We start from the raw sequence: 26,594 nt of genomic DNA, 5'->3' as shown, positions 1-26,594 counted from the left end.
TGAGTCAGCTGTCGAGGAGGGCCCGCACCTCGGTCGCCTCGCCGTGGCGTCCGAGCGCCTCGAGCACGTTGCCGAGTTCGAGCGCCGAGACCTGCTGCAGCGGCGGGTAGCCGGCGGAGTGCTCGAGGGCACTGCGGTAGATCGGCACGGAGTCCGCGGCCCGGTCGTCGCCGACCAGCAGACGGGCGGCGAACAGCTCGGAGCCGCCGGCCGAGCCCGCATCCCCGATCGCCGCGAATCCGTCGGCCGCGGTGAGCGCAGCGGCGACGGCCTCGTCGGTGCGGCCGAACTGGGCGAGCGCCCGGCCCCGCGAGTCGGTGACGTCGGCGAGCAGCCACGCCGCCTCGTGCTCCTGAGCGAGCGCGGCGACCTCGTCGAAGAGGGCGAAGGCGCGGTCGTCCTGCGTGGCCGCATAAGCCTGTCCGAGGTTGTGCAGCACGTCAGCGAGGGCGCCGACCGCCTCGGGGGCCCGGCGCACGATCTCGGATGCCGATTCGAGTGTCGCGATCGCCTCCGCGTGCTCGTCGAACCGGGCGAGGATCTTGGCGCGCTCGGTCAGCGCCATCGCCTGGTCCGCATGCTCCTCCGCCTCGCCGAACAGCTCGCCCGCATACCCGAATGCACCGACAGCCTGTCCGAACTCGCCGGCCGATCCGAGGGCGCGCGCGAGAAGAGACGCCGTCATCGCTCGGGAGGCGGCGGGCACCTCGGCCTGCTCTTCCCGCTCGAGCACCTGTCCGAACAGCTCGGCCGCCACCTCGGCGTCCCCGGCCGCGAGCATCGCGCGCGCGAGCCGGAAGTCCGCGCCCGCCTGGTCGCCGCCCTCCTGCGCGACGAGTCGCGAGGTGACCCGGTAGCGGGTGACGGCCTTCTCGGGGTCGCCCGCGTCCTCCCAGAGCGCCCCCGCGAGCAGATGCGCGGCGGCCAGGGCCGTGGTCGCACCGAGCCCGGCGAGAAGACGGGTCGCCTCGTCGGCATCCGCAGCGCCCTCCACGAACGACTCGCTTCCGCCGCGCACCTTCGCGCGCGTCTGCAGCGCCTGCGCGCGATGACCGATGCTGAGATCGTCCTGGGCCAAGAAGCGATCGAGCAGAGCGGATGCCGCTTCGATGTCGCCCTTCTGCAGCACGGCCGAGATGGCGACGAGCGTCGTCGTGTTCGAGAGGCGCGCGTCCTCGGCCTCGGCGAAGGCGCGAGCCGCGATCTCCGCCATGTCGAGGGCGGCGCCGGGTTCATCCGCGTGCAGGTGCAGCGACGCGCGGCTGATCGCCAGGTCTCCGCGCGACCATGCGGGCAGAGCGTCCGTGTTCGCGAGCTCGTCCTCGAGCGCCGCCGCAGCCTCGGGGGTGTTCAGGCCGAAGGTCGCGAGACCGAGGCGCAGTTCGAGATCGGCCTGTGCGTCGAGGCCTGCGGCGCGCAGGCCATCGATCCGCGCCGGCAGCAGGTCTGCAGCCTCTTCTGCTCGGTCGAGGGCGATCAGGATGCCGAGGCGCATCGACAGGAGCTCGGCGAGCTTCGAGGGGTCCTCGACGCTCAGCGCGTGCGGCAGGGCCCGCAACGTCTCGTGCTCCGCGCCGAACTGGGCGAGGTTCATGACCCGTTCGAACCACGCGTCGGGATCGTCGGGTGTCGCCGCGTCCGGAGCCGTGACGAAGGCATCCGACCGGACGGGTACGTCGTAGTGCTCGTCGGCGAGAGCGCGCAGGCGGGTGAGGCTGCGGGCGTGGCCCTCGGTGCCGTCCCGCAGATCGAAGTCCGAGCCGATGTGCTCGGCGGCAGCCCACGCGGTGGCGGCGAGTTCGGCGGCACCCCATGCTCCGTCGTGCTCGCCGAAGAACTCCTCGAGCGCGGGGGAGTCGGCACCGCGCACCGTGGCATCGCCGTGACCCGCCGCAGTCACACGATCGAGGGCGAAGGCGAACGCCGCCAGCGCGGCGAAGTGGGCATCGACGTTGAGTCCGTCGTGAGCGAGCCAGCCGATGTGACGCTCGACCTGCGCGAGCGCGCGTGCCTCGTTGCCGGTGAGGGCGGCGAACACGATGTTGTGGGCGACGATCCGCAGGTTGTCCGGGTTGTCCTTCGCGAGCCGGTAGCTGCGCAGGTGCGCGCTCCTCGCCTCGTCGAAGCGCCCGGCACGAAGGTAGGGCACGAGCACGCGTGACAGTGCGTGCTCGGGCTCCTCGCCGCACGAGAAGCCGCCTTCGAGCATCTCCTCGACGAGTCGGATGGCCTCGGCATCCCGATCGGTCTCGGCGAAGAAGCCGGCGAACTGGCTGCGTCCGCAGGCGTCGCAGTGGCTGTGGTCGTCTCGGGGTGTGGCCTCGAGCTGCGCGCGCAGAGCCTCGGCGTCGTCGAGTCGACCGGCGTCCCAGGCGTCTTCGAATCGGGCCGTGAGCACTCCGCTCATGCCGAGCCCTCCCTTGCGATAGTGCGTCTCCATGTCGTCGAGGACCGCGGTGATCTGCTCGGTCGAGAACGCGGGCGACGAACGCAGAGAAGACGCCATCCATTTGAACTGCCACATCAGATCGGCGCCGCCGTAGTCGAGGTCGGCGGGGAAGCGCTGCGGGTCGGAGTCGTGTCGGGCGAGGCACCACGCGAACGAGTTCAGCATCACATCGGTCGCGCCGTTCATGTTCGCGGAGGCGGTCTGCCTCATCCGCGCCTCGTACTCGAGCCGCTCGTCGCCGAGCTCGACGGCGAGCGAGACGGCATCCGCCACCAGCGCCTGCTCCGCCGGGCCCCAGGGCGTGCGGTCGATCTCTTCGATGAGCTGAGAGAAGCGCTTCTTCGGACTGGTCATGGGGGATCCTTCGAACGGAGCGAGCGGTCGGAGCGAGCGGTCGGAGCGAGATCAGGGGGCGTCGTCGAAGGGGATCGAATCCGCTTCGATGCCGGCGGACAGCGAGACGAGGTCCGAGAGCGCGGTCGACATGAGTGCGCGATCGGCGTCGGAGAGCGGATGGTGTCCCGCCAGCAGCGCCTGGATGTAGAGCAGCTGCACGGTGCGGGCGAACACCGCGTCGTCCTGCACGCGGACGAGCGCGCGCACGACGCGGTTCGACCAGTTCAGGCACAGGCGCGCGCTGAGATCGTCGTCGCGGGAGGCCGAGAGGGTCGAGTCGATGCGGTCGAGCACCCCGCCCCACAGCGATCCGGTGATGCCCTTGGTGCGGCCGCGGTCGATCCTGCGCAGCACCTCGGGGTCGGCGACGTACAGCGCTGCGAGTTCGGGCTGGTCGATCGACCGCACGGTGACGGAGCAGCCGGATGCGGTGAGCACGCCGCCGGCGCGGGCCTCGAGGGCCAGCGCGGCGTCGCGGTCGTCCAGCGGCGGAGGGTCGAGACGATCGAGCTCCCCGGCCACGTCGACGAGTTCGATCGTCACGTGCGGGTAGAGCTCCGGCAGCATCCGCACGAGGTCCGCGTCGTACAGGTAGCCGCCGTTGACCAGCACCTCGGACCCGGGGGAGATCCCTGCGACCTGGCGGAACTCGTCGACCGACTGCGCGAATCGCACGTGCGGGTATCGTTCGACGAGGTCGCCGATGCGCATCGTTCCGTGGGTGGTCTCGAGGGTCAGCCAGCGCGTGATGAACTGCGCGAGCTCGTCGTCGTGCCGCACCAGCGACTTCAGACCGACCTCGTGGATCGCCACGAACTGGGCGAGTCTGTGCGGTTCGCGCAGGCCCAGCTCGAGCACCCAGCGGCGGATGCCGGCACCGAGCTGCTCGCGCACACGCTCGAGGGCCGCGTCGTCGACGAGCGATTCGCGGCTCGCCGTCGGGGCGAGGCCGGTCGAATCGACCACGGCGCGCACGAAGAACGCCCATTCGGGCAGCACGTCGTCGACCCGCTCGCCCAGGAGCATCCTGCCGAGATACATGCGCGTCGCCTGGCGGGCGCCCGGCGGGGGAGCGTAGGGCAGGACGTAGGCGAGTCCCCGTGTGCCGGTGGCCGGCTCGCTGAGCTCGATCACGTCGAGCGGGCTCGCGCCGAGCAGGTCGCGCCCGTACTGCACGGCGCCGTCGATGTCGTCGGCGGGGTCGAGGAACGGCGCGCGCCGGGTGATGTCGATGTCGCCGCTCGGAGAGTCGAGGATCACCCGCACGGGGAGGAACTCGGCGAAGGCGGTGGCCAGCTCTCGCACGGCCGCGGGGCGCAGCAGCTCGTCGGCGTCGAAACGAGGGCGGAGATGCACACTCGTGCCGATCGGCAGATCGTCGTCGATCTCCACGACGCGGAAGGTCCCGTCCGCGCTGCCCGTCCACTCGACGGCCGGGCCGCCCCGGACGCTGCGCGAGCGGATGACGATCGAATCGGCGACCATGAAGCAGCTCAGCAGGCCGATGCCGAACTGACCGAGGTAGTCGCTGCGCGGGAGGTCGAAGATGTCGCGCTTCGAGCTGCGGCCGACCGTGGCGAGCAGGTCGCCCACCTCGGCTGCGGTCAGGCCGATCCCGTCGTCGCGCAGGACGAACTCGCCCGTGGTGTCCGTCAGCGCGGTGATGCGGATGCTCCCGCCCTGCCCGTCGACCTCGCGGCGTGCGGTGATCGCATCGCGGGCGTTCTGCAGCAGTTCGCGCAGATACACGCGAGGACTCGAGTAGATGTGGCGGCTCAGGAGGTCGACGACACCGCGCAGGTCCACCTGGAACTGCTGCACGTCAGCGCTCACTGCGCCCCCTCCCGTTTCGTCCGCCCGCCGAGCCTAACAACAACGACGAGAGCGGGCCCGGTTCGGCGCTGACCGACGGATGCCGTATGCTTGACGAGCAGTTGTTGTCTGCATTCTTTCGCCGTGCCCCGGTCCTTGCGGTCGGGTAACGATGGCAGGATGGAGATGACACCCCGAGACCTCCCGGTCTCTAGGGCGGTAGCTCAATTGGCAGAGCAGCGGTCTCCAAAACCGCAGGTTGCAGGTTCGATTCCTGTCCGCCCTGCGCGTCAGCACACGCTGACACACGAAAGGTACATTCAGGATGGATCAGGACGAACCGCGCGGCGAGGTCGTCGCGGCCGGCGCCACCCGCGAGAAGAAGCGTGGCATCGTGGGCTTCTTCGGGGGCATCGCTCTGTTCTTCCGTCAGGTCATCGCCGAGCTGCGCAAGGTCGTCACGCCGACCCGCAAGGAACTGGTCAAGTTCACCGCAGTGGTGCTCGTCTTCGTTCTCATCGTCATGGGCATCGTCTACGGACTCGACACCCTGTTCGCCTGGGTCACGCACATCGTCTTCGGGGTCCCGGGCGCCTGACGCCCTCGCGGCCCTGGCCGCAGTGATTGGAAAGAAACAACGTGTCTGAACGATATTCCGACGACGCCGACTGGGCGACTGCTGCTGAGCAGTCCAGCGAAGAGGACGAGGCCCAGGAGGGCAACGTGCTCGCTGCGGAAGAGCAGTCGGTCACCTCGGCCGAACATGTCGCCCTCCACATCGAGGACGTCGACGGAGACGCCGACGCCGATGTGCAGGACGACGACAACGACATCGAAATCGACGACCCGGAGGCGGACGCGATCGTGAACGACGCTCTCAACCTGGACGAAGCGGCCGAGTCTGAGGCTGCCGCTGAGGTCCTGAACGATTCTGTGGCGGAAGAGACCGCCGAGCTCGAGGCCGCTGAGGCCGACGAGGTCACCCCTTACGACGGACCCGACATCAACGGCGACGATGACGCCGTGGCCGAGTCCGACGACGATGAGTCCGAAGAGGGCGACGACGCCGAGGAAGACCCGTATGAGGCGTTCCGCCTCGACCTGCGGATGCTTCCGGGCAAGTGGTACGTCATCCACTCCTACGCCGGATTCGAGCGCAAGGTCAAGGCCAACATCGAGCAGCGCAAGTCGACGCTCGAGGTCGAGGACGAGATCTATCAGATCGAGGTCCCGATGGAAGACGTGGTCGAGATCAAGAACGGCCAGCGCAAGATGGTCACTCGCGTGCGCATCCCCGGCTACGTGCTCGTGCGCATGGAGCTCACCGAGGACACCTGGTCGGTCGTGCGTCACACGCCTGGCGTCACCGGCTTCGTGGGCAACGCCCACAACCCGACGCCGCTGCGCTTCGAAGAGGCCTTCAACATGCTGAAGTCGCTCGTCGAGGTCAAGGACGTCCCGACCGCCAAGAACATCGCGTCGAAGGGCGGCCTCGCCGTCGCTCGTCCGCTTCCGGCCGAGGTCGACTTCGAGGTCGGCGAGACCATCACGATCAAGGAGGGCTCGTTCGCGGGTCTTCCCGGTTCGATCAGCGAGATCAAGCCCGAGAGCGGCAAGCTCACGGTGCTCGTGTCGCTCTTCGAGCGCGAGACCCCGGTCGAGCTGTCGTTCGACCAGGTCACGAAGATGGTCTGACCTACGCTTCTCCGAGAACGGCCGTCCCATTCGGGGCGGCCGTTCTCGCGTTCCCGGGCCCGCTCCGCATCAGGTAGACTTGTCTGGTTTGTGTGCCGCTTCGGCGTGCGCGCAGACGACCGCAGCCCGGAGATGCCGGGTTCGCGGGAGAGCGGATGCAACCGGCATCCGTTCGATGAAAGGAAGAGGATATGGCACCGAAGAAGAAGGTGACCGGCCTGATCAAGCTTCAGATCAACGCCGGTGCAGCCAACCCGGCGCCGCCGATCGGCCCCGCGCTCGGTCAGCATGGCGTCAACATCATGGAGTTCTGCAAGGCGTACAACGCCGCGACCGAGTCGCAGCGCGGCAACGTCATCCCCGTCGAGATCACCGTCTACGAGGACCGCAGCTTCACGTTCATCCTGAAGACCCCGCCGGCCGCGGAGCTCATCAAGAAGGCCGCCGGCGTGCCCAAGGGCTCGTCGACGCCGCACACGGTCAAGGTGGCGAAGATCACCAAGGACCAGGTCCGTCAGATCGCCGAGACCAAGCAGGCCGACCTGAACGCGAACGACATCGAGGCTGCCTCGAAGATCATCGCCGGCACCGCCCGTTCCATGGGCATCACGGTCGAGGGCTGAGGAGAATAATCATGGCTACGAAGTCCAAGGCTTACAAGGCTGCCGCCGAGAAGATCGAGGCAGACCGTTTCTACACTCCCACCGAGGCAGTCGCCCTCGCCAAGGAGACCGGCTCGTCGAAGTTCGACTCGACCGTCGAGGTCGCGCTGAAGCTCGCCGTCGACCCCCGCAAGGCAGACCAGATGGTGCGCGGCACCGTCATCCTGCCCCACGGCACCGGTAAGACCGCCCGCGTCATCGTCTTCGCCACCGGCCCCGCGGCCGAGGCAGCGATCGCCGCAGGTGCAGATGAGGTCGGCGGCGCCGAGCTCATCGAGAAGGTCGCCGCAGGCTGGACCGCGTTCGACGCGGCCGTCTCGACCCCGGAGCTCATGGGCCAGGTCGGTCGTCTCGGAAAGGTCCTGGGTCCGCGTGGACTCATGCCGAACCCGAAGACCGGCACCGTGACCCCCAACACGGCCAAGGCCGTCGAGGAGATCAAGGGCGGAAAGATCGAGTTCCGCGTCGACAAGCACGCCAACGTGCACTTCGTCGTGGGCAAGTCGTCGTTCTCGGCCGAGCAGCTCGACGAGAACATCGGCGCAGCGCTCGAGGAGATCGTCCGCCTCAAGCCGTCGAGCTCGAAGGGCCGTTACATCCAGAAGGGCGCCGTGTCGACCACGTTCGGCCCCGGCATCCCGCTGGACGTCAACGCCATCTGAGTGTGATTCCGGAAAGGCCCCCGCATCGCGGGGGCCTTTCTGCGTGCAGTACGACATCGGACGTCATCGGATGTTGGGATGCCGGTCCGATGCCGCGTACTGTGAATGAGTTCCGCGCCACAGCACTCGCGCCTCACCGCACCCCAGGAGGGTCACATGTCCCGTCGCATCATCGCCGTCACCGCACTGGTCGTCGCCGCAGCAGCACTCACCGCGTGCAGCGGAAGCACCACGCCTGCCGACAGCAGCTCGAGTGAGAGCGGATCCGGCTTCGGCCTCGTCACGGACGGCACGCTGACGGTCGCCACCGAGGGCACGTACCGTCCGTTCAGCTTCCACGATGACGGCGGAACCGGCGACCTGACCGGATTCGACGTCGAGATCATCCAGGCGGTCGCCGACAAGCTCGACCTCGAGGTCGAGTTCCAGGAGACCCAGTGGGATGCGATCTTCGCCGGTCTCGACGCGGGCCGTTTCGACGTGATCGCCAACCAGGTGAGCATCAACGAGGAGCGCCAGGAGAAGTACCTGTTCAGCACCCCGTACACCGTCTCGCCGGGAGTCATCGTCGTCGCCGAGGACGACGACTCGATCTCGTCGTTCGACGACCTCGAGGGCAAGACGACGGCGCAGTCGCTCACCAGCAACTGGTACGAGCTGGCGACCAAGTCCGGTGCCACCGTCGAAGGCGTCGAGGGGTGGGCGCAGGCCGTCGAGCTGCTGCGCCAGGGCCGCGTCGATGCGACCGTCAACGACAAGCTGACCTTCCTCGACTATGAGACCACCAACAGCCCGTCCGGCCTGAAGATCGCCGCCGAGACCGACGAGGCCGGTGAGCAGGCATTCGTCTTCACCAAGGACAAGACGGACCTGGTCGAGGCGATCGACGGCGCTCTGGAAGAGCTGCGTGCCGACGGCACCCTGGCCGAGATCAGCGACAAGTACTTCGGCGAAGACGTGACCCAGTAACCCATGGAGAATCCCTGGCAGCTGTTCTTCGACTCGCTCGGACCGATCGCCCTCGCGGGGGTGACGGTGACGGTTCCGCTCGCGCTGATCTCTTTCGCGCTGGGTCTCGTGCTCGCCATCGGCGCAGCACTGATGCGGATCTCGGTCAATCCCGTGCTGTCGGGCATCGCCAGGTTCTACATCTCGGTCATCCGCGGCACGCCGATGATCGTGCAGCTGTTCGTGATCTTCTACGGGCTCGGATCGATCGGACTCAAGCTGGATCCGTGGACCAGCGCGATCATCGCACTGTCGCTGAACGTCGGCGGGTACGGGGCCGAAGTGGTGCGCGCCGCCATCCTCTCCGTCCCGAAGGGGCAGTGGGAGGCGGCGTACACGGTCGGCATGAATCGCACGCGCACACTCACGCGGGTGATCCTTCCCCAGGCAGCGCGGGTCTCGGTGCCTCCGCTGTCCAACACGTTCATCTCGCTGGTGAAGGACACGTCGCTGGCCTCGCTGATCCTCGTCACCGAGCTCTTCAAGGTGGCGCAGCAGATCGCGGCGGCGACCCTGGAGTTCATGGTCGTCTACCTGGCTGCCGCGCTCGTGTACTGGGTGATCTGCCTGGTGCTGTCGTTCGGCCAGAGCGCACTCGAGAGGAGACTCGATCGCAATGTCGCTCACTGATCCGGCGCACTCGCCCAGGTCCACCGCCGACGCCCTGCTCACCGCCCGCGGTCTTCACAAGCGCTTCGGCGACAACGAGGTGCTCCGCGGCATCGACCTCACGCTGCACCGCGGAGAGGTCGTCGTGCTCATCGGTCCGAGCGGATCGGGCAAGACGACAGTGCTGCGTGCGCTCAACGGGCTCGAGACGCCGGATGCCGGGACCATCGTCGTGGCCGGGGGCCCCGACATCGACTTCGCCCCGTCGGATCCGGTGTCGAAGCGCACGCGCGCGCAGAAGCGTCTCGCGCTGCGCGATCGGTCGGCGATGGTCTTCCAGCATCACAACCTCTTCCCGCACTTCTCGGTGCTCGAGAACGTGATCGAGGGACCATGGCGGGTGCAGGGCAGACCCAAGGCCGAGGTGGTCGCCGAGGCCCGCGTCCTGCTCGCCCGCGTGGGGCTCGCCGACAAGGCCGATGCTCGGCCTCACGAGCTCTCCGGCGGTCAGCAGCAGCGGGTCGGCATCGTCCGCGCTCTCGCGCTGCGTCCCGACCTCCTGCTGTTCGACGAGCCGACGAGCGCACTCGACCCCGAGCTCGTGGGGGAGGTCCTGCTCGTGATCAAGGAGCTCGCCGACGAGGGGTGGAGCATGGTCGTGGTGACGCATGAGCTGAGCTTCGCGCGCGAGGCGGCGGATCATGTGCTCTTCATGGACGCGGGTGTGGTCGTCGAGCAGGGCGCGCCGGCCGATATCTTCGGCGCGCCGCAGCATGAGCGCACCCAGAGGTTCCTCACTCGCATCCTTCGGCCCCTCGACGGCGACTGACGGGCGTCCGCTCACGTCTGCGACGCAGGGTCAGCCGCCGAGCACCGGCAGCACCAGGCTGACAGCCAGGGTGATCATGACGACGGCGATCAGCGCGTCGAGGATGCGCCACGCTCGTTCCGTGCGCAACCAGCGGCCGAGATAGCGGGCGCCGAACCCCAGCGCGGTGAACCACAGGATGCTGGCGGCGATCGCTCCGGCGGCGAACAGCCAGCGCTCGTCGCCGTGCGTCGCGGCGATCGACCCGAGCATCAGGACCGTGTCGAGGTAGACGTGCGGGTTCAACCAGGTCAGGGCGAGAACCGTCGCGATCACGGGAGCGAGCGCGGTGCGGGTCGCCGTCGTGGTTCCGCCGCCCGACCCGGGCGCCGAGCCCTCCGCACCGGTCCGGTCGACTCGCAGCTCTTCGCCGCCCCTCCAGGCGCGGCGGGCGGCGAGGATGCCGTAGGCCAGCAGGAACAGGGCCCCCGCCCAGCGCGCGACGACCACGAGCCACGGGGCTGCGGAGATGACGAAGCCGAGTCCCGCGACGCCGGCGGCGATGAGCAGGGCGTCGGACACAGCGCAGATGATGACGACGGGCAGGACGTGCTCTCTGCGGACGCCCTGACGGAGGACGAACACGTTCTGCGCGCCGATGGCGACGATCAGGGAGAGGCCGAGTCCGAGACCCGAGAAGACGGAGAGCATGAGTCCACGGTACGGATGCCGCAGACATGAGCACCAGCGATGATTTCTTGTGCGCCATTAGCATGGCTAATGTGAAGATCGATCCGGAGCTTGCCGCCACTGTCGCCGCCGTGGCCGACGAGGGAACCCTCGACGCGGCGTCGCGGGTGCTGCGTGTGACTCCTTCCGCCGTGAGCCAGCGGCTCAAGACGCTCGAGGAGCAGCTCGGACGGGTCCTCGTCGTGCGCACCAAGCCTGCCCGTCTCACCGAGGCGGGCGAGGCTGTCGTGCGGCTCGCACGACAGCTGGCACTCCTCGAGCACGATGCCCTCGCAGAACTCGGCCTCGAGGGCGACGAGGCGCCCCGCACCCGCATACCGCTCGCCGTGAACGCGGACTCGATGGCGACGTGGTTCCTGCCTCCGCTCGCACGGCTCTCGGCAGCCCACGACCTCGACTTCGACCTGCACCGCGACGACCAGAACTTCACGGCTCGGCTGCTCGAGTCCGGCACGGTGATGGCGGCGGTCACGAGTGAGGCGGCGCCGGTCGCCGGGTGCTCCGTCGCACCGCTCGGCGTGCTGGAGTATCACGCGATGGCAGAACCGGCGTTCGCTGATCGCTGGTTCTCGTCCGGTGTCACCAGAGAGGCGTTGAGCGCGGCGCCCTTCGTCGACTTCGACAGACGAGACACGCTTCAGCACGAATGGCTCGAGCGGATGGGGGTCGCGCACCACGGGGCTCCTCGGCACTACGTGCCCGCGTCGCACGACTACGCGCTCGCCGTGCGGCTCGGCCTCGGATGGGGGATGCTGCCGCTCCTGCAGAAGGAGCGCGAGCTCGTGCCGCTCGGCGGGCCGCCGCTGCGAGTCAGGCTGTACTGGCAGCAGTGGAACCTGCGCTCCGCGCTGCTCGACACCATCGCGGCCGAAGTCTCCGTCGAGGCGCAGCGTGTTCTCGCGAGCTGAGCTGCAGCTCTGGACGAACTGCAACCATCCGATCGGTCGCAGAAACCGATAGACATTTCTGCGCAATTCGTGAGCCGGAATGCGCAATCGTGACGCGGAAGGCCTTGAACAGGCGCAGGAAGTGGACAAAGCTGTCGGGAACGACACGAGTACCGGATGCAGGCCGCGAAGGGCGACCATCCCCAGCCATCTGCGTCTCGTGAGATTCCTGAGGGGGAATGTCATGGCTGAGAAGGACACGCAACGCAAGGTTCTGGCAGTGCTCGCCGGTGGGCTGGTGCTCGGCGTCGGTATCGGGGTGACGCTCGCGGCATGGAACGACTCCGAGTTCGCGACCGGCACCTTCACCGCAGGCTCGTTCAATCTGGAGGGATCCACGACGAGCGCGACCGACGGGTACGACGATCACAACGTCGATCTGGGGGACACTGCAGCGGCGCTCGTCTTCCAGCTGCCCGCCGTGGCGTCGTCGATGTCTCCGGGCGATGTCGTCTACGCACCGTTCTGGGTGCGTCTCGACAGCACGACCACCAACGGCGCCACGCTGGTGCCGTCGGGGATCACCGCGGGCACGGGGGGCAACGAGGCCAATCTCTCATACACCGTGACGGCCATCGACGCGGGCGACGTGTGCGACGCCACGGCGGCAGGAACCGTCGTCGCGACGGGCACCACATTGAGCGCTCAGACGGGAGCCACGTCGGTTCCTCTCGCCGAGGGCGCACCGGCAGGGACGGCGGGAACGCCTGTGCAGCTGTGCTTCGCGGTGACCGCGGGCGCCGGTCTCACCCAGGGCGCCGCCGCGACCGCGACCTGGGAGTTCACGGCCACCTCGACTGCGGACTGATCATGGCCGACACCCGCAGAGGCATGCGGGAGGGGAAGCGACTGCTCTCCCGTCGGATACGCGCTGTGCTCGCGGGCGGGCTGGTGTTCGGCGTCGGCGCGACGATGACCCTGGCCGCCTGGAACGATTCCGAATACGGCAATGCGACCTTCACCGCCGGGCGGTTCGACATCGTCGGGGCGACCGACGGTGCGACTTTCTCGAGCCACCCGGTGGGCACGCCGGCGGCGCTGTCGTTCAGCGCACCGTTCTCGGCCATGGCTCCCGGCAACACCACGTACGCGCTGTTCAGCGTGCGGACCGCGAATCCGTCAGTGGCCGGCACGCTGCAGCTCAGCGTGACGTCGACGGCGGGAACCGGGCTCGGCACCTACCTGCGATACGGGGTGAGGGCCATCGCGGGGACGGCCTGCAACAGCACGACCTACACGGCCGGGACGGCTGTCGTTCCCGACAACTCGCTGCTGTCGGTCGGCGGCACCGGCACCCAGGCGGTCGCGGCCAACGGCGGAACGACCGTGAACTACTGCTTCGCAGTGACGTTGCCGGCAGCGACCGACAACGGCGCGCAAGGGCTGACGGCGATCCAGACATGGCAGATCGCCGGAGTGTCGAGCTGACGTGCGGGCAGAGCATCGGATGACGTGAGGAGGAGACATGAGTGCACCGACGAGGCGCAGCCTGCGTGAACAGGCGACGGTCGATGATGCGTCCGCGTCGCCGGCACCCGCCGCGGCGTCCTCGCGAGGCACTCTCGGGAGGGCGCTCGCCGATGTCCTCCTCTGGCTCGCCGCCGCCGCAGGGGTCATCTGCATCGCGCTCGTGATCGTCGCCTTCACGGCGAACATCACCCTCATCATGTTCCGCACGGGATCGATGGCGCCGACGATTCCCGCCGGTTCCGTGGCGGTGGTCCAGAGCGTCCCGGCATCCGAGGTGCAGGTCGGCGACGTCGTCACCGTCGATCGAGCAGGCGATCTGCCGGTCACGCACCGCATCACCTCGATCGCTCCCGGTGCGAGTGCGGACGAACGGGTGATCACGATGCGCGGAGACGCGAACGCGGCCGACGATCCGTATCCGTACACCGTGCAGACCGTTCGGATCGTGCTGTTCTCGATCCCCGGCATCGCGACCGTGATCGTCGCGATGGGCGATCCGTACGTGCTGGGCGGACTCACGATCGGCGCGACGGTCCTCGTCGTCTGGGCGTTCTGGCCGCGCTCCCGGAAGGAGAGTCGCGAGCAGGTCGATCCGGCGGGAGTCGACCGATGAACCGGCGGGTGGCGTGCGTCGCGGGTGCCTGTGCGGTCGTCTGCGCAGCGCTCGTCGCGGTGAGTCCGGCGTGGGCGGCCCCCTCGACCGAGGTCGTGCAGGGGCAGGTGCTGCGGCTGGTCTCCGTCGCCGACTGGGATGCCGCGTCGAGCCTCCTGCCGGGCCAGCCCGTGCAGTGGGATGTGACGGTGAGCGCGGAGGCACCGGACCCCGGGACCGTGGCGGTCGGAGTCAGTGCGAGCGGCGGTGCGGCGCTGGTGATGGACGTGCTCCGCTGTGCGCAGGAGTGGGATGAGAGCGGATGCCGGGGAGGCGCGACCACACTCGAGTCCGGCTGGTCGATACCTCGTGACGGCCTCGAGGTACCGCTCGTCGAGATGGCCGACACAGAGGTGGCCCACCTCAGGCTCGTCATCGCGTTGGACGGCGCGGACGACGGCAGCACCCAGGTGCGCGTGCATGCACGCGGCGCCGGAGAGTCCGCGACGGTCGGACCGGACGGCGGGCTGGCGACGACGGGCGGTGCGCCCTTCGCTCCCTGGGCGATCGGCGGGGCGCTGGCCCTGGTGGCCGGTGGTGCCGCGCTGAGTGCGACCCGGCGCCGCCGCAGCACCGGAGCTCACCGAGGCGAGTCGTGATCGTGCGGCGGCAGCGCGTCCTGGCCGGAGTCGCCGGTGCGGCGCTGCTCTGCGGAGTGGCCCTCGCGCCGCCGGCGCAGATCACCGACGCGGCATTCACCGACCCGGAGTACGGTCGAGCCACGATCACGGCGTTCCGCGTTCCCCCCGCCACGATCATCGCCTGCACGGTGGCGAACAACGGTCTGGGCGTCTTCCAGAACGTCCGGCTCGTGTGGACGTCGGTGTATCCCGCCAGCGGGGTCAGGCTCACACTCACCCAGGGAGCGACGACAGCAGTGGTCCCGGCGGCGAACATCACCACGACAGGTCCTGCCGGCGGCCTCTACACCCACACCGCCGTCCTCACTCAGAGTCTGCTCGCCAGCCTCATCTCCAACCTTCTCGGCAGCACCACGACATTGACGGTGACCAACCTCCTGGCCGGTACGTCCTGGGTGTCGGCCGGGACCTCGCGCCAGCTGTCGATCGCGCTGCTCGGGCTCAACGCGTCCTGCACGTGAGTTCGTGCGGTGCGGACCGGCTCAGTCGGCGAGTGCGAGAGCGCGGAACGCATCGCGCTCGCGCAGGTGCTCGCGCCGGCTGGCGGCGGCGGCCGCCGCGGCATCCGCGATGCGGGTCGGCACCTGCTGACCGGTGGTGCGCCGGTAGAGCTCGTCGATGAGATCTGTGGCGAGGCCGACGAGCTTAGCGATCTCGCGGTCGTCGCGGTCGATCCAGACGCAGCGGGGTTCGTCATGGATGGGGGAGAAGTCGACGTGCTCCTCCCAGACGAAGAGCGTGCGCTCGGCGCCCAGCACGTGCTGCTGCCACCACACCTGGCGCAGGTAGGTGCGGGGGATGCCGCGGAACGCCTTGTTCGTGGTCTTGATCTCCGCGAGCTTCACGCGACCGTCGGCGTCGACGGCGATACCGTCGGGAGTCGCGAGATGGCGGTGCTCGACCTCAGCGCGGAACAGGGCGGAGGAGGGGAGGATGCCGTGCGTCGCCGCCACCCAGGCGGCGATCTCGGGCTCGCGGCGGCGTCCGTGATCGGTGTAGGCGTTGCCTCCGAACCGGGGCCCGCCGCCGAGCTTGGAGTCGGCGGCGCGGGCGATGGACCGCTCGCTCGTGAGTCCGGCGACGTCCGTGGCGGTGATCCCACGGGACCGTGCCCGCATCCAGGCGACGCGGTCGCGGGAGTCCGCGACGATGCGAGCTTGGAGTTCGGGGGTCACCTATCGAGGGTAACCCCGGTCGCCGACTCTCCCTCCCGCACACGCCGCCCGGGGCGTTCCCTCGGGCGTTCGACCCCGGCAGAGACTCAGCTGTGCGTCGGCCACGCCTCCGGGCCGGCGGATCCGGCGACGTAGTCGTCGAGCGGCACATCGCCCCGCTGCCACGCCTCGAGGATGGGGGCGACGATCCGCCACGACTGCTCGGCGGCGTCTCCCCGCACGGCGAGCATCGGATCCCCGTCGAGGACGCCGGACAGCACCTCGGCGTACGCCTTGAGCGCGCCCTCGCCGAGCTCCGCGGACAGGATCGCGCGTTCCAGCTCGAGCGGGTCCTCGGATGCGTTCAGGTTCAGCTCGAGCGACATCCGGTCGGGACCGAGCGAGAAGCGCAGCACCGCTCCGTCGGACGTGCCGGTGAGCCCGCGGGGCAGATGGCGGACAGGACGGAAGCGCACGACGATCTCTCTGGCGGGCGTTCCGAGGGCCTTGCCGGAGCGGAGCCGGAACGGGATTCCCGCCCAGCGCGCGTTGCGGACCTCGAAGGTCGCCTCGGCGAGCGTCTCGGTCTCCCGACCCGGGTCGACGCCGGGTTCGTCGACGTACGAGGGCTTCGCGGTGCCGTCGATCTCTCCCGCGGTGTAGCGGGCGCGGCGAGACGACCCGGCGGGGTCGTCGCCCCACACGGTGGTCGCGCGGAGCACCGCGCCGGTCGCGGCGCGGAAGTCGACCTCGTCGAGGGTGGCGGGCTCTTCCATCGCGAGCACCGCGAGCACCTGGAGCAGATGACTCTGGATCATGTCGACCAGTGCGCCGGCCTTGTCGTAGTAACCCGCACGCCCCTCGAGCGCCAGCGCTTCGTCGTAGACGATGTCGATGGACTCGATGCTCTCCGCAGACCAGAGCGGTTCGAGGATGCGGTTCGCGAACCGTGCGCCGAGGAGGTTCAGCGTGGTCGAGCGACCCAGGAAGTGGTCGACGCGGAACACCTGGGTCTCGGGCACGAGGGCGGTGAGGATGCGATTCAGCTCGCGGGCGCTCGACTCGTCGGTGCCGAACGGCTTCTCCATCACGAGCATCGCGCCCGCGGGCAGCAGGTCGGGCGTGAGTGCGGCGATGCACGCCGCCGCCACGGCCGGAGGCACTGCGAAGTAGAGGGCCACGCGGCCGGTGAGCCCGCCGAGCACCGCACGCAGATCGTCGGCGCGCGTGATGTCGGTGCGGGCGTAGGTGACGTCGACACGGGCTGCCGCGTCCTCGGCGTCCATCGAGGCGAAGGCCGTGTCGACGACGGCCCGCAGCTCGGCATCCGTCCACTCCTCGCGATCGGCGCCGACGATCCGCACCGAACGCGCGGGTTCTCTCTTCAGCAGCTGGCCCAGAGCGGGCAGGAGGAGCCGAGAGGTGAGGTCGCCGCCTGCACCGAGGATCATCAGCGTCGTCGCATCGGTCATGTTCTCACCGTAATCGCTCCGACCCTCGGGTGAACATGCCAGACTCGGTCGATGCCCGCTCCGATCGAGGACTACGCCCTGCTCAGCGACTGCCGCACCGGCGCGCTCGTCTCGCGAGACGGCAGCATCGACTGGCTGTGCCTTCCGCGTTTCGATTCGTCCTCGGTGTTCGGCGCTCTCCTGGGCGACCCCGGTCACGGATGCTGGACGCTGCGCCCGAGCGATGCCGGGGCGACATCGACGCGGTACTACCTCTCGGACACCTTCATCCTGGTCACCCGGTGGGAGACGGCGGAGGGCGTCGCGGAGGTGCACGAGTTCATGCCGATCCAGCCGACGCGCACCGAGGTCATCCGACGGATCGTCGGCGTCTCGGGCAGCGTCGAGTTCGACACCGAGCTGCGCCTGCACTTCGACTACTCCCGTCGGCTGCCGTGGGTGCGGCAGGTCGGCACTCCGGATCACCCGGCGCTGCATGCGACGGCCGGGCCCGAGTCGGTGATCGTGCGCGGCGTGCGATTCCACGCCGAGGACCATCGGCACCGGGCGACGGTGACGGTCGGCCCCGACGAGATCCGGGACCTCACGCTCAGCTGGTTCCTCTCATATGAGCACGCGCCGAAGCCGCTCGACGTCGAAGAGGCGATCGCCGGGACGCGGGCATGGTGGCAGGGATGGGCGAGCGGGATCCGCCACGACGGCCCGCATCGCGACGCCGTCGTCCGCTCTCTGCTGGTGCTGCGTGCGCTCACCAACAAGGACACCGGAGGCATCGTCGCCGCGGCCACGACCTCGCTGCCCGAGGACTTCGGCGGCTCGCGCAACTGGGACTACCGCTTCGTCTGGCTGCGGGATGCCGCGCTGACGCTCGAGGCGCTGATCGCTCATGGCTTCCTCGCCGAAGCGCATCAGTGGCGTCGCTGGCTGCTCCGGGCCGTCGCGGGGGAACCGCGGGAGGTGCAGATCATGTACGGGATCGCCGGTGAGCGCGATCTCCTCGAGCGTGAGCTGACCAGTCTCCCCGGTTATGACGGTTCAGCGCCGGTGCGCATCGGCAACGGGGCCGTCGACCAATACCAGGGTGATGTGATCGGCGAGGTCCTGGTCGCTCTCGAGGCGGCCAGGATCGCGGGTCTGGAAGAGGGGGACTTCTCCTGGCCCTTGCAGCGCGCGCTCGTCGAGCAGGTGATCGCGTCGATCGATCGCCCCGACAACGGCATCTGGGAGATCCGGGGCGAGCCGCAGTGGTTCACGCACTCGCGGGTCATGATGTGGGCCGCGCTCGACCGGGGAGTCCGTGCCGTGCGGGAGCATGGTCTCGCCGGCGATGCCGAGCGATGGGAGGGCGTGCGCGATCGCCTGCGTCGCGAGATCGACGACCGCGGTGTCGATGCGGAGGGCGGCCACTTCGTCCAGCACTACGGATCCGGCGACGTCGATGCCTCGCTGCTGCTGCTGCCCCAGGTCGGGTACTGCGCCGCCGACGATCCGCGCATGCTGCGCACCGTCGCCGAGATCGAGAGTCGCCTGCTCGTGAACGGATTCGTGCGGCGCTACCGCACCGAGTCCGGGGTCGACGGACTCGGTGGAGGGGAGCATCCCTTCATCGCCTGCAGCTTCTGGCTCGTCGAGCAGTATGCGGCGAGCGGGCGCACGGGCGACGCGCAGAACCTCATGGCCGGAGTGATGGCGATGGCGAACGATCTCGGCCTGCTCTCGGAGGAGTACGACGTCGGACACCAGCGGCAGGCCGGCAACACTCCGCAGGCGCTCTCGCACCTGAGTCTCATCCGGGCCGCCGACGCACTCGCCGGGCACCGGGGACGCGCGGCGCACCGGGACTGACGTCCGATTTGAGGGGCGGCGGTCGATGAGGTAGCCTGGGAACAACCGAAGACCGCTGGTCATCGTCGTGCGTGAGAACGCGAGGCGATCGAAGCTCTGCTCAGCAGGGGCCCGCGCAGGACACGAACTTTCAAAGCTCCGTGCGCTTGCGCCGGAGCTTTTCTGTTGCATGCGGTCAGGGGTCGGCGCCTCACCTCCGTGAGGCGCCTCGTACACACCAAGGAGTGACCATGGCGCAGAAGGACGCATCGGTTGCCGAGCTCACGAAGTCATTCGAGAACTCGACTGCCGTTCTGCTGACCGAGTACCGCGGTCTGACGGTTGCCCAGCTCAAGGAGCTGCGCAACAGCATCCGTCAGGACGCTGAGTACGCCGTGGTGAAGAACACGCTGACCAAGATCGCCGCCAACAAGGCTGGCATCACCGCGCTGGACGACGACCTCAAGGGTCCGTCGGCTGTCGCGTTCGTGCATGGCGACTTCGTCGCCACTGCCAAGGCTCTTCGTGACTTCGCCAAGGCCAACCCGCTTCTCGTGATCAAGTCCGGCATCTTCGAGGGCAACGCCCTCTCTGCCGACGAGGTCAACAAGTACGCCGCGCTCGAGAGCCGTGAGGTTCTGCTGGCGAAGGCTGCGGGCATGATGAAGGCGACGATGGGCAAGGCTGCTGCCACCATCGATGCTCTTCGCGAAAAGCTGGAGACCGCTGAGGCCGCGTGAGCGACCCACGATCTCGTTCAACAAACCCACCTATCTAGGAGATACATCATGGCTAAGCTCACCACTGAGGAGCTGCTCGAGCAGTTCGCAGGCCTGACCCTCGTCGAGCTCAACGACTTCGTCAAGGCGTTCGAGGAGAAGTTCGAGGTCACCGCTGCTGCCCCCGTCGCCGTTGCAGGCGCAGGCGGCGGCGCTGCTGAAGAGGTTGAGGAGAAGGACTCCTTCGACGTCATCCTCGAGGCTGCCGGCGACAAGAAGATCCAGGTCATCAAGACCGTCCGCGAGCTCACCTCGCTCGGTCTCGGCGAGGCCAAGGCCGTCGTCGACGGTGCTCCCAAGGCCGTGCTCGAGGGCGCGAACAAGGAAGCAGCCGAGAAGGCCAAGGCTGCCCTCGAAGAGGCAGGCGCCACGGTTACCCTCAAGTAATCCGTTCCAGGTCGCGGCGTGATGCCTCGCCCTGGAAGCGTCTGAACGCTTCACGAAAGCCCCGGGTCCGCCCGGGGCTTTCGTGCGTCCGGGGCGCAGATCCGCAGAGGAGCGGTCAGCGTCGTCCGGCGGTGGAGCTCCGGACGACCAGCGAGGATGTCGTCACGGTGCGCTCGCGCGGAGAATCCGGGTGGTCGATCTGCTGCCGCAGCAGGCGCACTGCCTCGTGGCCCTGTTCGCGCGGTGACTGCCTGATGGTCGTGAGCGCGAACATCTCGGCGTGCTGGTGGTCGTCGACTCCGACGATGCTGAGCTCGGTCGGCACGGCGATGCCCAGGCGACGTGCCGCGATCATCGCGCCGATCGCCGCCTCGTCGCAGACGCCGACGATCGCGGTGGGGCGTCCTCTGCGGTCACCGAGGAGCTCGACGGCGGCGGCGTAGCCGCCGGGCATGGTCGGGCGGCTGTCCGCGATCCTCGCGACCGCCTCGAGTCCCGCCGCGGCGAGAGCCTCGAGATATCCCTCCACGCGCTGGGCGTCGCCGAAGCTGAGATGGTCCGGATCCATGGATCCGCCGACGAACGCGATATCGGTATGGCCGAGTTCGATCAGGTGCTCGGTGGCGATCCGGGCGGCGGCGATGTCGTCGATCGACACGGCACTGGATCCCTCACTGTACGGACCGACGCTGACGAGCGGTCGCTCGGAGCGGTGCAGACGTTCGAGCTCCTGTGCGCTGGGCTGGATGCCGACGGCGATGATCCCGTCGAACCGTCGCCCGGGCAGCACGACGTCGAACAGGCGCTCGCGGGTCTCGCTGCCTTCGCGGATGCCGTAGAGGGCGAGCTCGTAGTCGAGGGCGAACAGCGATTCCTGGATGCCGGCGAGCAGCTCCGAGAAGAACCAGCGGTCGACCGGCGGCATGATGACTCCGACGGTCTGCGTGCGGCCCGTGGCGAGGCTCGTCGCGGAGGAGTGTGCGACATAGGCGAGTTCTCCGGCAGCATCGGCGACCCGCTTGCGGGTGTCTTCCGAGACGTAACCGCGGCCGCTGAGTGCTCGGCTCGCCGTCGCCTTCGACACGCCAGCGCGCGCCGCGACGTCGGCGATCGTGCTCATCCGGTCCTCCTCGACCATGACTGCGACGCGAGCCCCCACCCCTGCGCCGATGACAGCGTAACGGGTCGCAGGGACGAAAAGGAACCGGTTCCACAGGAATTGTGAGGGAGCGCTCCCATGGTTCGTGCCAGGGCACTGCGAATGGTTGTCAGTCTGTGATCCTGGCTTATTGTGCCGCGGCGTCGGACCCCGATAGGTTGTCCTGGAATCGGTTCCCGATTCTGTGCCGAGGGGCGGCGCGGAATGTCGTGGGAGCCGGGAAACTCGAAGAGGAGAATTCACATGGGTCTGTCACAGCGTTCCCGGGGTTACGCGCCAATCGCACTGCTGGGAGTCGCGGGCATCGCGCTCGCCGGTTGTGGTGCTCCCGGCGGCACGGACGGCGGGGGAGAAGGCGGCGGCGGAGACAACACCGTCACGATCTACGGCACGATCGTCGAAGGAGAGGCAGAACTTCTCGCAGAGTCCTGGGCGGACTTCGAGAAGGAGAACGACATCACGATCAAGTACGAGGGCAGCCAGGACTTCGAGACTCAGCTCGGCACCCGTGCACAGGGCGGCAACCCGCCCGACATCGCGATCTTCCCGCAGCCGGGTCTGTTCGCGGACTACGCGGCTCGCGACTTCCTGAAGCCGGCCCCTGACGCCGTCGAGGCGAACGCCAAGGAGTACTGGACGCAGGGATGGGTCGACTTCGGCACCTACGAGGACGAGTTCTACGGCGCGCCGCTCATGGCGAGCGTCAAGGGCTGGGTCTGGTACTCGCCGACGAAGTTCGCCGAGTGGGGAGTCCAGGAGCCCACGAGCTGGGACGAGCTGCTCACACTGACCCAGACCATCCAGGAGAAGAGCGGCAAGGCACCATGGTGCGCCGGCTTCGAGTCGGGTGTGGCGACCGGCTGGCCCGGCACCGACTGGATCGAGGACCTCGTGCTCCGCAACGCGGGCGCCGACGTCTACGACCAGTGGGTCAAGAACGAGATCCCCTTCACCGACCCGCAGATCAAGGAGGCGTTCGACGCCACCGGCGAGATCCTGCTCAACCCGGCCTACGTCAACGGCGGCTTCGGCGACGTGCGCTCGGTCAACTCCACGGCATTCGGCGACGTGGCCCCTGCGGTCGCGAGCGGCGAGTGCGCACTGACGCACCAGGCGTCGTTCCTGTCGGGCTTCTTCCCCGAGGGCACGAACATCGCCGAGGACGGCGACGTGTGGGCGTTCCTGCTTCCGAGCCAGAGCGAGGACGAGACGTTCATCACCGGTGGTGGCGAGATCGTCGGCGCGTTCAGCGACGACGAGGCGACGCAGAAGGTGCTCGAGTACCTCTCGAGCCCCGAGTGGGCCGACAGCCGTCTGGCGCTCGGTGGCGTGACGTCTGCGAACAAGGGCGTCGACATCGAGGCCGTCGAGAACCCGATCCTGCAGGAGTCGATCAAGCTGCTCCAGGACGACTCGGTCACGTTCCGCTTCGACGGATCCGACCAGATGCCCGGCGCCGTCGGCTCGGGAACCTTCTGGAAGGGCATGGTCGCCTGGATCAACGGCACCTCGACCGACGAGGTCCTGACCCAGATCGAGACCGGCTGGCCCTCCAGCTGATCGGATGAGGTGGGCCGCCCCGTCGGGCGGCCCACCTTCTCCCTCTCGGTCCGCGCATCGCCGCGCGGACCGCTGATCAGCTCCGTCTCATGAAGGGGAATCCATGAACGCGACTGTGTTCTTCCAATGGATCGGGTCTCTGCCCCCGATCGCCCAGGCTCTCGCCGTCGTCATCGCGTTCGCGGTGGTCGTCGTCGTCATCCTGCTTCTCGTCGACATCGCGCCCCGCAAGGGCGCGCTCTATACCGGCATCCGCCTGGCGATGTGCCTGCTCATCCCGTTCGCGGTGATGTGGTTCTTCAACTCCTATTACTGGGCGATGGGAGTAGCGGTCGCCGTCGGCGCCCTGTTCTTCTTCCTCGACTACCGTTCCCGCGACGGAGCCGGGTACCTGATCCAGCTCGTGGCATTCATGGCCCCGGCCATGCTGCTGCTGCTCGCGGGCCTGATCCTGCCGTCCATCCAGACGGTCTACGCGTCGTTCTGGAACTCCACCGGCAGCGACTTCGTCGGCTTCTCGAACTACCTCTGGATCTTCACGCAGTCCGACGGCGTCACCTCGGTCGTGAACACGATCGTCTGGGTGCTCCTGGTCCCGACGCTCTCGACCATCGTCGGTCTGGCCTACGCGGTGTTCATCGACAAGACCCGCGGCGAGAAGATCTACAAGCTCCTCGTCTTCATGCCGATGGCGATCTCGTTCGTCGGCGCGAGCATCATCTGGCGCTTCGTCTACGCCTACCGCGGTCCGGAGTTCGAGCAGATCGGTCTGCTCAACCAGATCCTGGTCTGGTTCGGCGGAGAGCCGCAGCAGTTCCTGCTCAACGGGCCGTGGAACAACCTCGCCCTCATCGTCGTGCTGATCTGGGTGCAGACCGGTTTCGCGATGGTCGTCCTGTCGGCGTCGATCAAGGGAGTTCCCACAGAGCTCCTCGAAGCGGCCGAGCTCGACGGCGCGAACGCGTGGGAGCGATTCCGTTCGGTGACGATCCCGTCGATCCGCCCCGCGCTGATCGTCGTCCTCACCACCATCTCGATCGCCTCGCTGAAGGTCTTCGACATCGTCCGCACGATGACCGGTGGCAACTACGGCACCTCGGTGCTCGCGAACGAGATGTACACGCAGTTCTCCAAGTTCGAGGCGGGACGCAGCGCTGCGCTCTCCGTCATCCTGTTCATCCTGGTGCTCCCGATCGTGATCTACAACGCGCGCCAGATCAAGAAGCAGCGGGAGATCCGATGACCGACACCGTGAACTCAGACACCGGACAGAGCACGAGGGCGATCACCACCGCCGGACGCTTCGAAGCCTCGGCCGGCCGCGCGCGCAAGCGCCTGAGCCGTCCGTGGGCCACCGTCGCATCGATCGTGATCGCCGTGGTGTGGACGATCCCGACGCTCGGCCTGTTCATCTCGTCGTTCCGTGAGAGGGACGCGATCGAGACGAGCGGCTGGTGGACGGTCTTCACCAACCCGCAGCTGACGCTCGACAACTATGTCGCCGTGCTGCAGTCCGGAACGACGCAGCTGACGATCCTGGAGTCGTTCTTCAACTCCATCGTGATCACGATCCCCGCCACGCTCATCCCGCTCATGATCGCGGCGATGGCGGCCTACGCGTTCTCCTGGATCGACTTCAAGGGACGCAACGCGCTGTTCATCTTCGTGTTCGCGCTGCAGATCGTGCCGATCCAGATGGCTCTGGTGCCGCTGCTGTCGTCGTTCTCGCGGGGCATCAACCTGTTCGGCGTCCAGGTGACGCAGGGACTGGACGCCTCGGGCGGCTACGCACAGGTGTGGATCGCGCACACGATGTTCGCGCTGCCGCTGGCGATCTACCTGCTGCACAACTTCATGTCGGAGATCCCGGGGGAGATCATCGAGGCGGCTCGCGTCGACGGCGCCTCCCGCGGACAGATCTTCTTCCGGATCGTGCTTCCGCTGACGATGCCGGCGATCGCGTCGGTGGCGATCTTCCAGTTCCTGTGGGTGTGGAACGACCTGCTCGTCGCCCTCGTGTTCGCCGACGGCGCCGCCTCGCCGATCACGAAGGTGCTCGCCGAGATCACCGGTCGCGGCGAGGGATGGTACCTGCTCACCGCAGGAGCCTTCGTGTCGATCATCGTCCCGCTGATCGTCTTCTTCTCGCTCCAGCGGTACTTCGTGCGAGGACTCCTGGCGGGGTCCACCAAGGGCTGATCGGCCCTCGGAGACAGGTCGAGCACACGATGCCGCGATCGGGCGCAACACAGCCCCGGTCGCGGCATCGTCGCACGTACGCTGTGAACATGAAGTACGCAGACTCCATCGTCGACCTCGTCGGCGACACGCCCCTCGTGAAGCTCCAGCACGTCACCGAGGGCGTGGAGTGCACGGTTCTCGTGAAGCTCGAGTACCTCAACCCCGGCGGCTCCGCGAAGGACCGCATCGCCTCGCGCATCATCGACGCGGCCGAGGCCTCGGGCGACCTGCGGCCGGGCGGCACGATCGTCGAGCCGACCAGCGGCAACACCGGCGTCGGACTCGCGCTGGTCGCCCAGCAGCGCGGGTACAAGTGCGTCTTCGTGCTGCCGGACAAGGTCGGCGAGGACAAGATCGACGTGCTGCGCGCCTATGGTGCCGAGGTGGTCGTCACGCCGACCTCGGTGGCGGCAGACAGCCCCGAGTCGTACTACAGCGTGAGCGACCGGCTCGCCCGCGAGATCCCTGGGGCGTTCAAGCCCAACCAGTACGAGAACCCCAACGGGCCGCGCAGCCACTACGAGACCACCGGCCCCGAGATCTGGCGAGACACCGACGGCCGCGTCACGCACTTCGTCGCCGGGGTCGGCACCGGGGGCACGATCACCGGAACCGGCCGGTATCTGCGGGAGGTGTCGGACGATCGGGTCCGCATCGTCGGAATCGACCCCGAGGGCAGCGTCTACAGCGGCGGCACCGGGCGCCCGTACCTGGTCGAGGGAGTCGGCGAGGACATCTGGCCCGGCGCCTACGACCCGAGCGTGCCGCACGAGATCGTCGCCGTCGACGACGCCGAGTCGTTCGCGATGACCCGGCGGCTCGCGCGAGAAGAGGGCATCCTCGTCGGAGGCTCCAGCGGCATGGCCGTGGTCGGCGCGCTGCGGGTGGCGCGTGATCTGCCGGCGGACGCCGTGATGGTGGTGCTGCTTCCGGATGGCGGGCGCGGGTATCTCGGCAAGATCTTCAACGACGGCTGGATGCGCTCGTACGGGTTCAGCGAGGTGGAGGAGGGCGAGACCGTCGGCGACGTGCTCGCCGCGCGCACGGCCCGCCTGGGGGAGGGCATCCCCGATCTGGTGCACGCGCATCCGACCGACACCGTGCTCGAGGCCATCGGCATGATGACCGAGTACGACGTCTCTCAGCTGGTGGTGCTGAGCGCCGAGCCGCCGGTCATGATGGGCGAGGTGGTCGGCACGGTCGACGAGAAGGGGCTGCTGGACCTGCTGTTCCGAGGCGATGCGAAGCCCGCGGACGCCGTGGGCGATCATGTGGGGGACAGGCTGCCCCTCATCGGCATCCACGCGCCGATCGCGCAGGCACGTGCGGCGCTCGCCGACGTCGACGCGCTGCTCGTCACCCTCGACGGCAAGCCGCACACGGTGCTCACGCGACAGGACCTGCTGTCGTACATCTCCCGCTGATCCCGCACGGACGCCGGACGTAACAGGAGCGGA

26 protein-coding genes and 1 tRNA gene are annotated in these 26,594 nt (G+C 68.3%); 21 read left to right on the top strand and 6 right to left on the bottom strand.

The annotated features are described in order from the left end of the window. Nucleotides 1-4: 4 nt before the first annotated feature. Both SOM10_RS12550 and SOM10_RS12545 read right to left on the bottom strand, forming a co-directional pair. Nucleotides 5-2,803, bottom strand: coding sequence for a hypothetical protein (locus SOM10_RS12550; RefSeq protein ID WP_320490281.1), 2,799 nt, complete (start codon nt 2,801-2,803; stop codon nt 5-7). A 51-nt stretch (nt 2,804-2,854) separates the two neighbouring features. Then, nucleotides 2,855-4,678, bottom strand: a complete 1,824-nt coding sequence (locus tag SOM10_RS12545) for an HSP90 family protein (protein ID WP_320490280.1) — start codon at nt 4,676-4,678, stop codon at nt 2,855-2,857. 192 nt (nt 4,679-4,870) lie between these two features. Here SOM10_RS12545 and SOM10_RS12540 point away from each other — a divergent pair. From SOM10_RS12540 to SOM10_RS12505, 8 genes are all read left to right on the top strand, one after another. Continuing rightward, nucleotides 4,871-4,943: transfer RNA gene (locus tag SOM10_RS12540), tRNA-Trp, on the top strand. Nucleotides 4,944-4,982: 39 nt separating this feature from the next. Then, nucleotides 4,983-5,255, top strand: coding sequence for a preprotein translocase subunit SecE (secE, locus tag SOM10_RS12535; protein ID WP_053097445.1), 273 nt, complete (start codon nt 4,983-4,985; stop codon nt 5,253-5,255). Between the two features lie 41 nt (nt 5,256-5,296). After that, on the top strand, nt 5,297-6,352 hold the full coding sequence (gene nusG, locus SOM10_RS12530) for a transcription termination/antitermination protein NusG (protein ID WP_056279788.1): 1,056 nt from the start codon (nt 5,297-5,299) through the stop codon (nt 6,350-6,352). A gap of 191 nt (nt 6,353-6,543) precedes the next feature. After that, nucleotides 6,544-6,975, top strand: coding sequence for a 50S ribosomal protein L11 (gene rplK / locus SOM10_RS12525; RefSeq protein WP_053097443.1), 432 nt, complete (start codon nt 6,544-6,546; stop codon nt 6,973-6,975). 11 nt (nt 6,976-6,986) lie between these two features. Further along, entirely contained in the window at nt 6,987-7,676 is a 690-nt protein-coding gene (rplA, locus tag SOM10_RS12520; protein ID WP_053097442.1) for a 50S ribosomal protein L1, read from the top strand. Between the two features lie 156 nt (nt 7,677-7,832). Further along, nucleotides 7,833-8,645 (top strand): amino acid ABC transporter substrate-binding protein, encoded by an 813-nt coding sequence (locus SOM10_RS12515; RefSeq protein WP_320490274.1) that lies wholly within the window; start codon nt 7,833-7,835, stop codon nt 8,643-8,645. Nucleotides 8,646-8,648: 3 nt separating this feature from the next. Further along, a complete protein-coding gene (locus tag SOM10_RS12510; protein ID WP_053097440.1) occupies nt 8,649-9,314 on the top strand; it encodes an amino acid ABC transporter permease in 666 nt (221 codons plus the stop codon). Next, nucleotides 9,301-10,122, top strand: a complete 822-nt coding sequence (locus SOM10_RS12505) for an amino acid ABC transporter ATP-binding protein (RefSeq protein ID WP_285364042.1) — start codon at nt 9,301-9,303, stop codon at nt 10,120-10,122. Before SOM10_RS12510 ends, SOM10_RS12505 begins: the two co-directional genes overlap by 14 nt. Nucleotides 10,123-10,152: 30 nt before the next feature. Here SOM10_RS12505 and lysE read toward each other — a convergent pair whose 3' ends face one another. After that, a complete protein-coding gene (gene lysE / locus SOM10_RS12500; RefSeq protein WP_320490272.1) occupies nt 10,153-10,812 on the bottom strand; it encodes an L-lysine exporter in 660 nt (219 codons plus the stop codon). A gap of 71 nt (nt 10,813-10,883) precedes the next feature. On the opposite strand from lysE, the gene SOM10_RS12495 reads away from it, so the two are divergent. The 6 genes from SOM10_RS12495 (at nt 10,884) to SOM10_RS12470 (ending at nt 15,022) form a co-directional block, all read left to right on the top strand. Next, nucleotides 10,884-11,759, top strand: a complete 876-nt coding sequence (locus tag SOM10_RS12495; protein WP_320490271.1) for a LysR family transcriptional regulator ArgP — start codon at nt 10,884-10,886, stop codon at nt 11,757-11,759. A gap of 223 nt (nt 11,760-11,982) precedes the next feature. Next, nucleotides 11,983-12,606: a SipW-dependent-type signal peptide-containing protein gene (locus SOM10_RS12490; protein ID WP_053097436.1), complete on the top strand. Its 624-nt coding sequence runs from the start codon at nt 11,983-11,985 to the stop codon at nt 12,604-12,606. Between the two features lie 2 nt (nt 12,607-12,608). Further along, nucleotides 12,609-13,226: a SipW-dependent-type signal peptide-containing protein gene (locus tag SOM10_RS12485; RefSeq protein ID WP_056279798.1), complete on the top strand. Its 618-nt coding sequence runs from the start codon at nt 12,609-12,611 to the stop codon at nt 13,224-13,226. A gap of 37 nt (nt 13,227-13,263) precedes the next feature. After that, on the top strand, nt 13,264-13,881 hold the full coding sequence (locus tag SOM10_RS12480; protein ID WP_320490270.1) for a signal peptidase I: 618 nt from the start codon (nt 13,264-13,266) through the stop codon (nt 13,879-13,881). Then, entirely contained in the window at nt 13,878-14,519 is a 642-nt protein-coding gene (locus tag SOM10_RS12475; protein ID WP_053097433.1) for a hypothetical protein, read from the top strand. Before SOM10_RS12480 ends, SOM10_RS12475 begins: the two co-directional genes overlap by 4 nt. After that, on the top strand, nt 14,516-15,022 hold the full coding sequence (locus SOM10_RS12470) for a hypothetical protein (RefSeq protein ID WP_056279802.1): 507 nt from the start codon (nt 14,516-14,518) through the stop codon (nt 15,020-15,022). The genes SOM10_RS12475 and SOM10_RS12470 overlap by 4 nt, the downstream gene beginning before the upstream one ends. A gap of 21 nt (nt 15,023-15,043) precedes the next feature. On the opposite strand, the gene SOM10_RS12465 is transcribed toward SOM10_RS12470, so the two are convergent. Beyond that, nucleotides 15,044-15,736 (bottom strand): YqaJ viral recombinase family protein, encoded by a 693-nt coding sequence (locus SOM10_RS12465; protein WP_053097431.1) that lies wholly within the window; start codon nt 15,734-15,736, stop codon nt 15,044-15,046. 86 nt (nt 15,737-15,822) lie between these two features. After that, a complete protein-coding gene (locus SOM10_RS12460) occupies nt 15,823-17,187 on the bottom strand; it encodes a glucose-6-phosphate dehydrogenase (RefSeq protein WP_320490269.1) in 1,365 nt (454 codons plus the stop codon). 51 nt (nt 17,188-17,238) lie between these two features. On the opposite strand from SOM10_RS12460, the gene SOM10_RS12455 reads away from it, so the two are divergent. The 3 genes from SOM10_RS12455 (at nt 17,239) to rplL (ending at nt 20,177) form a co-directional block, all read left to right on the top strand. Beyond that, nucleotides 17,239-19,032: a glycoside hydrolase family 15 protein gene (locus SOM10_RS12455; RefSeq protein WP_320490268.1), complete on the top strand. Its 1,794-nt coding sequence runs from the start codon at nt 17,239-17,241 to the stop codon at nt 19,030-19,032. A 230-nt stretch (nt 19,033-19,262) separates the two neighbouring features. Then, nucleotides 19,263-19,751: a 50S ribosomal protein L10 gene (gene rplJ / locus SOM10_RS12450; protein WP_053097428.1), complete on the top strand. Its 489-nt coding sequence runs from the start codon at nt 19,263-19,265 to the stop codon at nt 19,749-19,751. A gap of 48 nt (nt 19,752-19,799) precedes the next feature. Next, on the top strand, nt 19,800-20,177 hold the full coding sequence (rplL, locus tag SOM10_RS12445) for a 50S ribosomal protein L7/L12 (RefSeq protein ID WP_042539579.1): 378 nt from the start codon (nt 19,800-19,802) through the stop codon (nt 20,175-20,177). A gap of 115 nt (nt 20,178-20,292) precedes the next feature. Here rplL and SOM10_RS12440 read toward each other — a convergent pair whose 3' ends face one another. Beyond that, nucleotides 20,293-21,297 (bottom strand): LacI family DNA-binding transcriptional regulator, encoded by a 1,005-nt coding sequence (locus tag SOM10_RS12440; RefSeq protein ID WP_187250355.1) that lies wholly within the window; start codon nt 21,295-21,297, stop codon nt 20,293-20,295. Nucleotides 21,298-21,579: 282 nt separating this feature from the next. Between SOM10_RS12440 and SOM10_RS12435 the strand changes: the two genes are divergently transcribed. The 4 genes from SOM10_RS12435 (at nt 21,580) to SOM10_RS12420 (ending at nt 26,561) form a co-directional block, all read left to right on the top strand. Continuing rightward, complete coding sequence (locus SOM10_RS12435; protein ID WP_320490262.1) at nt 21,580-22,896, top strand: ABC transporter substrate-binding protein; 1,317 nt, start codon at nt 21,580-21,582, stop codon at nt 22,894-22,896. A 103-nt stretch (nt 22,897-22,999) separates the two neighbouring features. Next, nucleotides 23,000-24,139 carry a carbohydrate ABC transporter permease gene (locus SOM10_RS12430; protein ID WP_053097425.1) on the top strand — a complete coding sequence of 380 codons (1,140 nt, stop codon included), beginning with the start codon at nt 23,000-23,002 and terminating at the stop codon, nt 24,137-24,139. Further along, on the top strand, nt 24,136-25,095 hold the full coding sequence (locus SOM10_RS12425; RefSeq protein ID WP_053097424.1) for a carbohydrate ABC transporter permease: 960 nt from the start codon (nt 24,136-24,138) through the stop codon (nt 25,093-25,095). The genes SOM10_RS12430 and SOM10_RS12425 overlap by 4 nt, the downstream gene beginning before the upstream one ends. Before the next feature lie 89 nt (nt 25,096-25,184). Beyond that, nucleotides 25,185-26,561: a cystathionine beta-synthase gene (locus SOM10_RS12420; RefSeq protein WP_056279809.1), complete on the top strand. Its 1,377-nt coding sequence runs from the start codon at nt 25,185-25,187 to the stop codon at nt 26,559-26,561. Nucleotides 26,562-26,594: the final 33 nt, after the last annotated feature.

It is taken from the genome of Microbacterium sp. CFBP9023, from assembly GCF_034045055.1.
Classification (GTDB): Bacteria; Actinomycetota; Actinomycetes; order Actinomycetales; family Microbacteriaceae; genus Microbacterium.
Note: the sequence above shows the minus strand (reverse complement) of the source record. Positions and strands in the feature narration are given on the sequence as shown.

What these genes read in the sequence shown, in the direction of transcription:
- SOM10_RS12550 (WP_320490281.1), bottom strand. Translation starts at nt 2,803, where the DNA reads ATGACCAGTCCGAAGAAGCGCTTCTCTCAGCTCATCGAAGAGATCGAC.
- secE (WP_053097445.1), top strand. Translation starts at nt 4,983, where the DNA reads ATGGATCAGGACGAACCGCGCGGCGAGGTCGTCGCGGCCGGCGCCACC.
- rplK (WP_053097443.1), top strand. Translation starts at nt 6,544, where the DNA reads ATGGCACCGAAGAAGAAGGTGACCGGCCTGATCAAGCTTCAGATCAAC.
- rplA (WP_053097442.1), top strand. Translation starts at nt 6,987, where the DNA reads ATGGCTACGAAGTCCAAGGCTTACAAGGCTGCCGCCGAGAAGATCGAG.
- SOM10_RS12515 (WP_320490274.1), top strand. Translation starts at nt 7,833, where the DNA reads ATGTCCCGTCGCATCATCGCCGTCACCGCACTGGTCGTCGCCGCAGCA.
- SOM10_RS12510 (WP_053097440.1), top strand. Translation starts at nt 8,649, where the DNA reads ATGGAGAATCCCTGGCAGCTGTTCTTCGACTCGCTCGGACCGATCGCC.
- SOM10_RS12505 (WP_285364042.1), top strand. Translation starts at nt 9,301, where the DNA reads ATGTCGCTCACTGATCCGGCGCACTCGCCCAGGTCCACCGCCGACGCC.
- lysE (WP_320490272.1), bottom strand. Translation starts at nt 10,812, where the DNA reads ATGCTCTCCGTCTTCTCGGGTCTCGGACTCGGCCTCTCCCTGATCGTC.
- SOM10_RS12490 (WP_053097436.1), top strand. Translation starts at nt 11,983, where the DNA reads ATGGCTGAGAAGGACACGCAACGCAAGGTTCTGGCAGTGCTCGCCGGT.
- SOM10_RS12485 (WP_056279798.1), top strand. Translation starts at nt 12,609, where the DNA reads ATGGCCGACACCCGCAGAGGCATGCGGGAGGGGAAGCGACTGCTCTCC.
- SOM10_RS12480 (WP_320490270.1), top strand. Translation starts at nt 13,264, where the DNA reads ATGAGTGCACCGACGAGGCGCAGCCTGCGTGAACAGGCGACGGTCGAT.
- SOM10_RS12475 (WP_053097433.1), top strand. Translation starts at nt 13,878, where the DNA reads ATGAACCGGCGGGTGGCGTGCGTCGCGGGTGCCTGTGCGGTCGTCTGC.
- SOM10_RS12460 (WP_320490269.1), bottom strand. Translation starts at nt 17,187, where the DNA reads ATGACCGATGCGACGACGCTGATGATCCTCGGTGCAGGCGGCGACCTC.
- SOM10_RS12455 (WP_320490268.1), top strand. Translation starts at nt 17,239, where the DNA reads ATGCCCGCTCCGATCGAGGACTACGCCCTGCTCAGCGACTGCCGCACC.
- rplJ (WP_053097428.1), top strand. Translation starts at nt 19,263, where the DNA reads ATGGCGCAGAAGGACGCATCGGTTGCCGAGCTCACGAAGTCATTCGAG.
- rplL (WP_042539579.1), top strand. Translation starts at nt 19,800, where the DNA reads ATGGCTAAGCTCACCACTGAGGAGCTGCTCGAGCAGTTCGCAGGCCTG.
- SOM10_RS12440 (WP_187250355.1), bottom strand. Translation starts at nt 21,297, where the DNA reads ATGAGCACGATCGCCGACGTCGCGGCGCGCGCTGGCGTGTCGAAGGCG.
- SOM10_RS12435 (WP_320490262.1), top strand. Translation starts at nt 21,580, where the DNA reads ATGGGTCTGTCACAGCGTTCCCGGGGTTACGCGCCAATCGCACTGCTG.
- SOM10_RS12430 (WP_053097425.1), top strand. Translation starts at nt 23,000, where the DNA reads ATGAACGCGACTGTGTTCTTCCAATGGATCGGGTCTCTGCCCCCGATC.
- SOM10_RS12425 (WP_053097424.1), top strand. Translation starts at nt 24,136, where the DNA reads ATGACCGACACCGTGAACTCAGACACCGGACAGAGCACGAGGGCGATC.
- SOM10_RS12420 (WP_056279809.1), top strand. Translation starts at nt 25,185, where the DNA reads ATGAAGTACGCAGACTCCATCGTCGACCTCGTCGGCGACACGCCCCTC.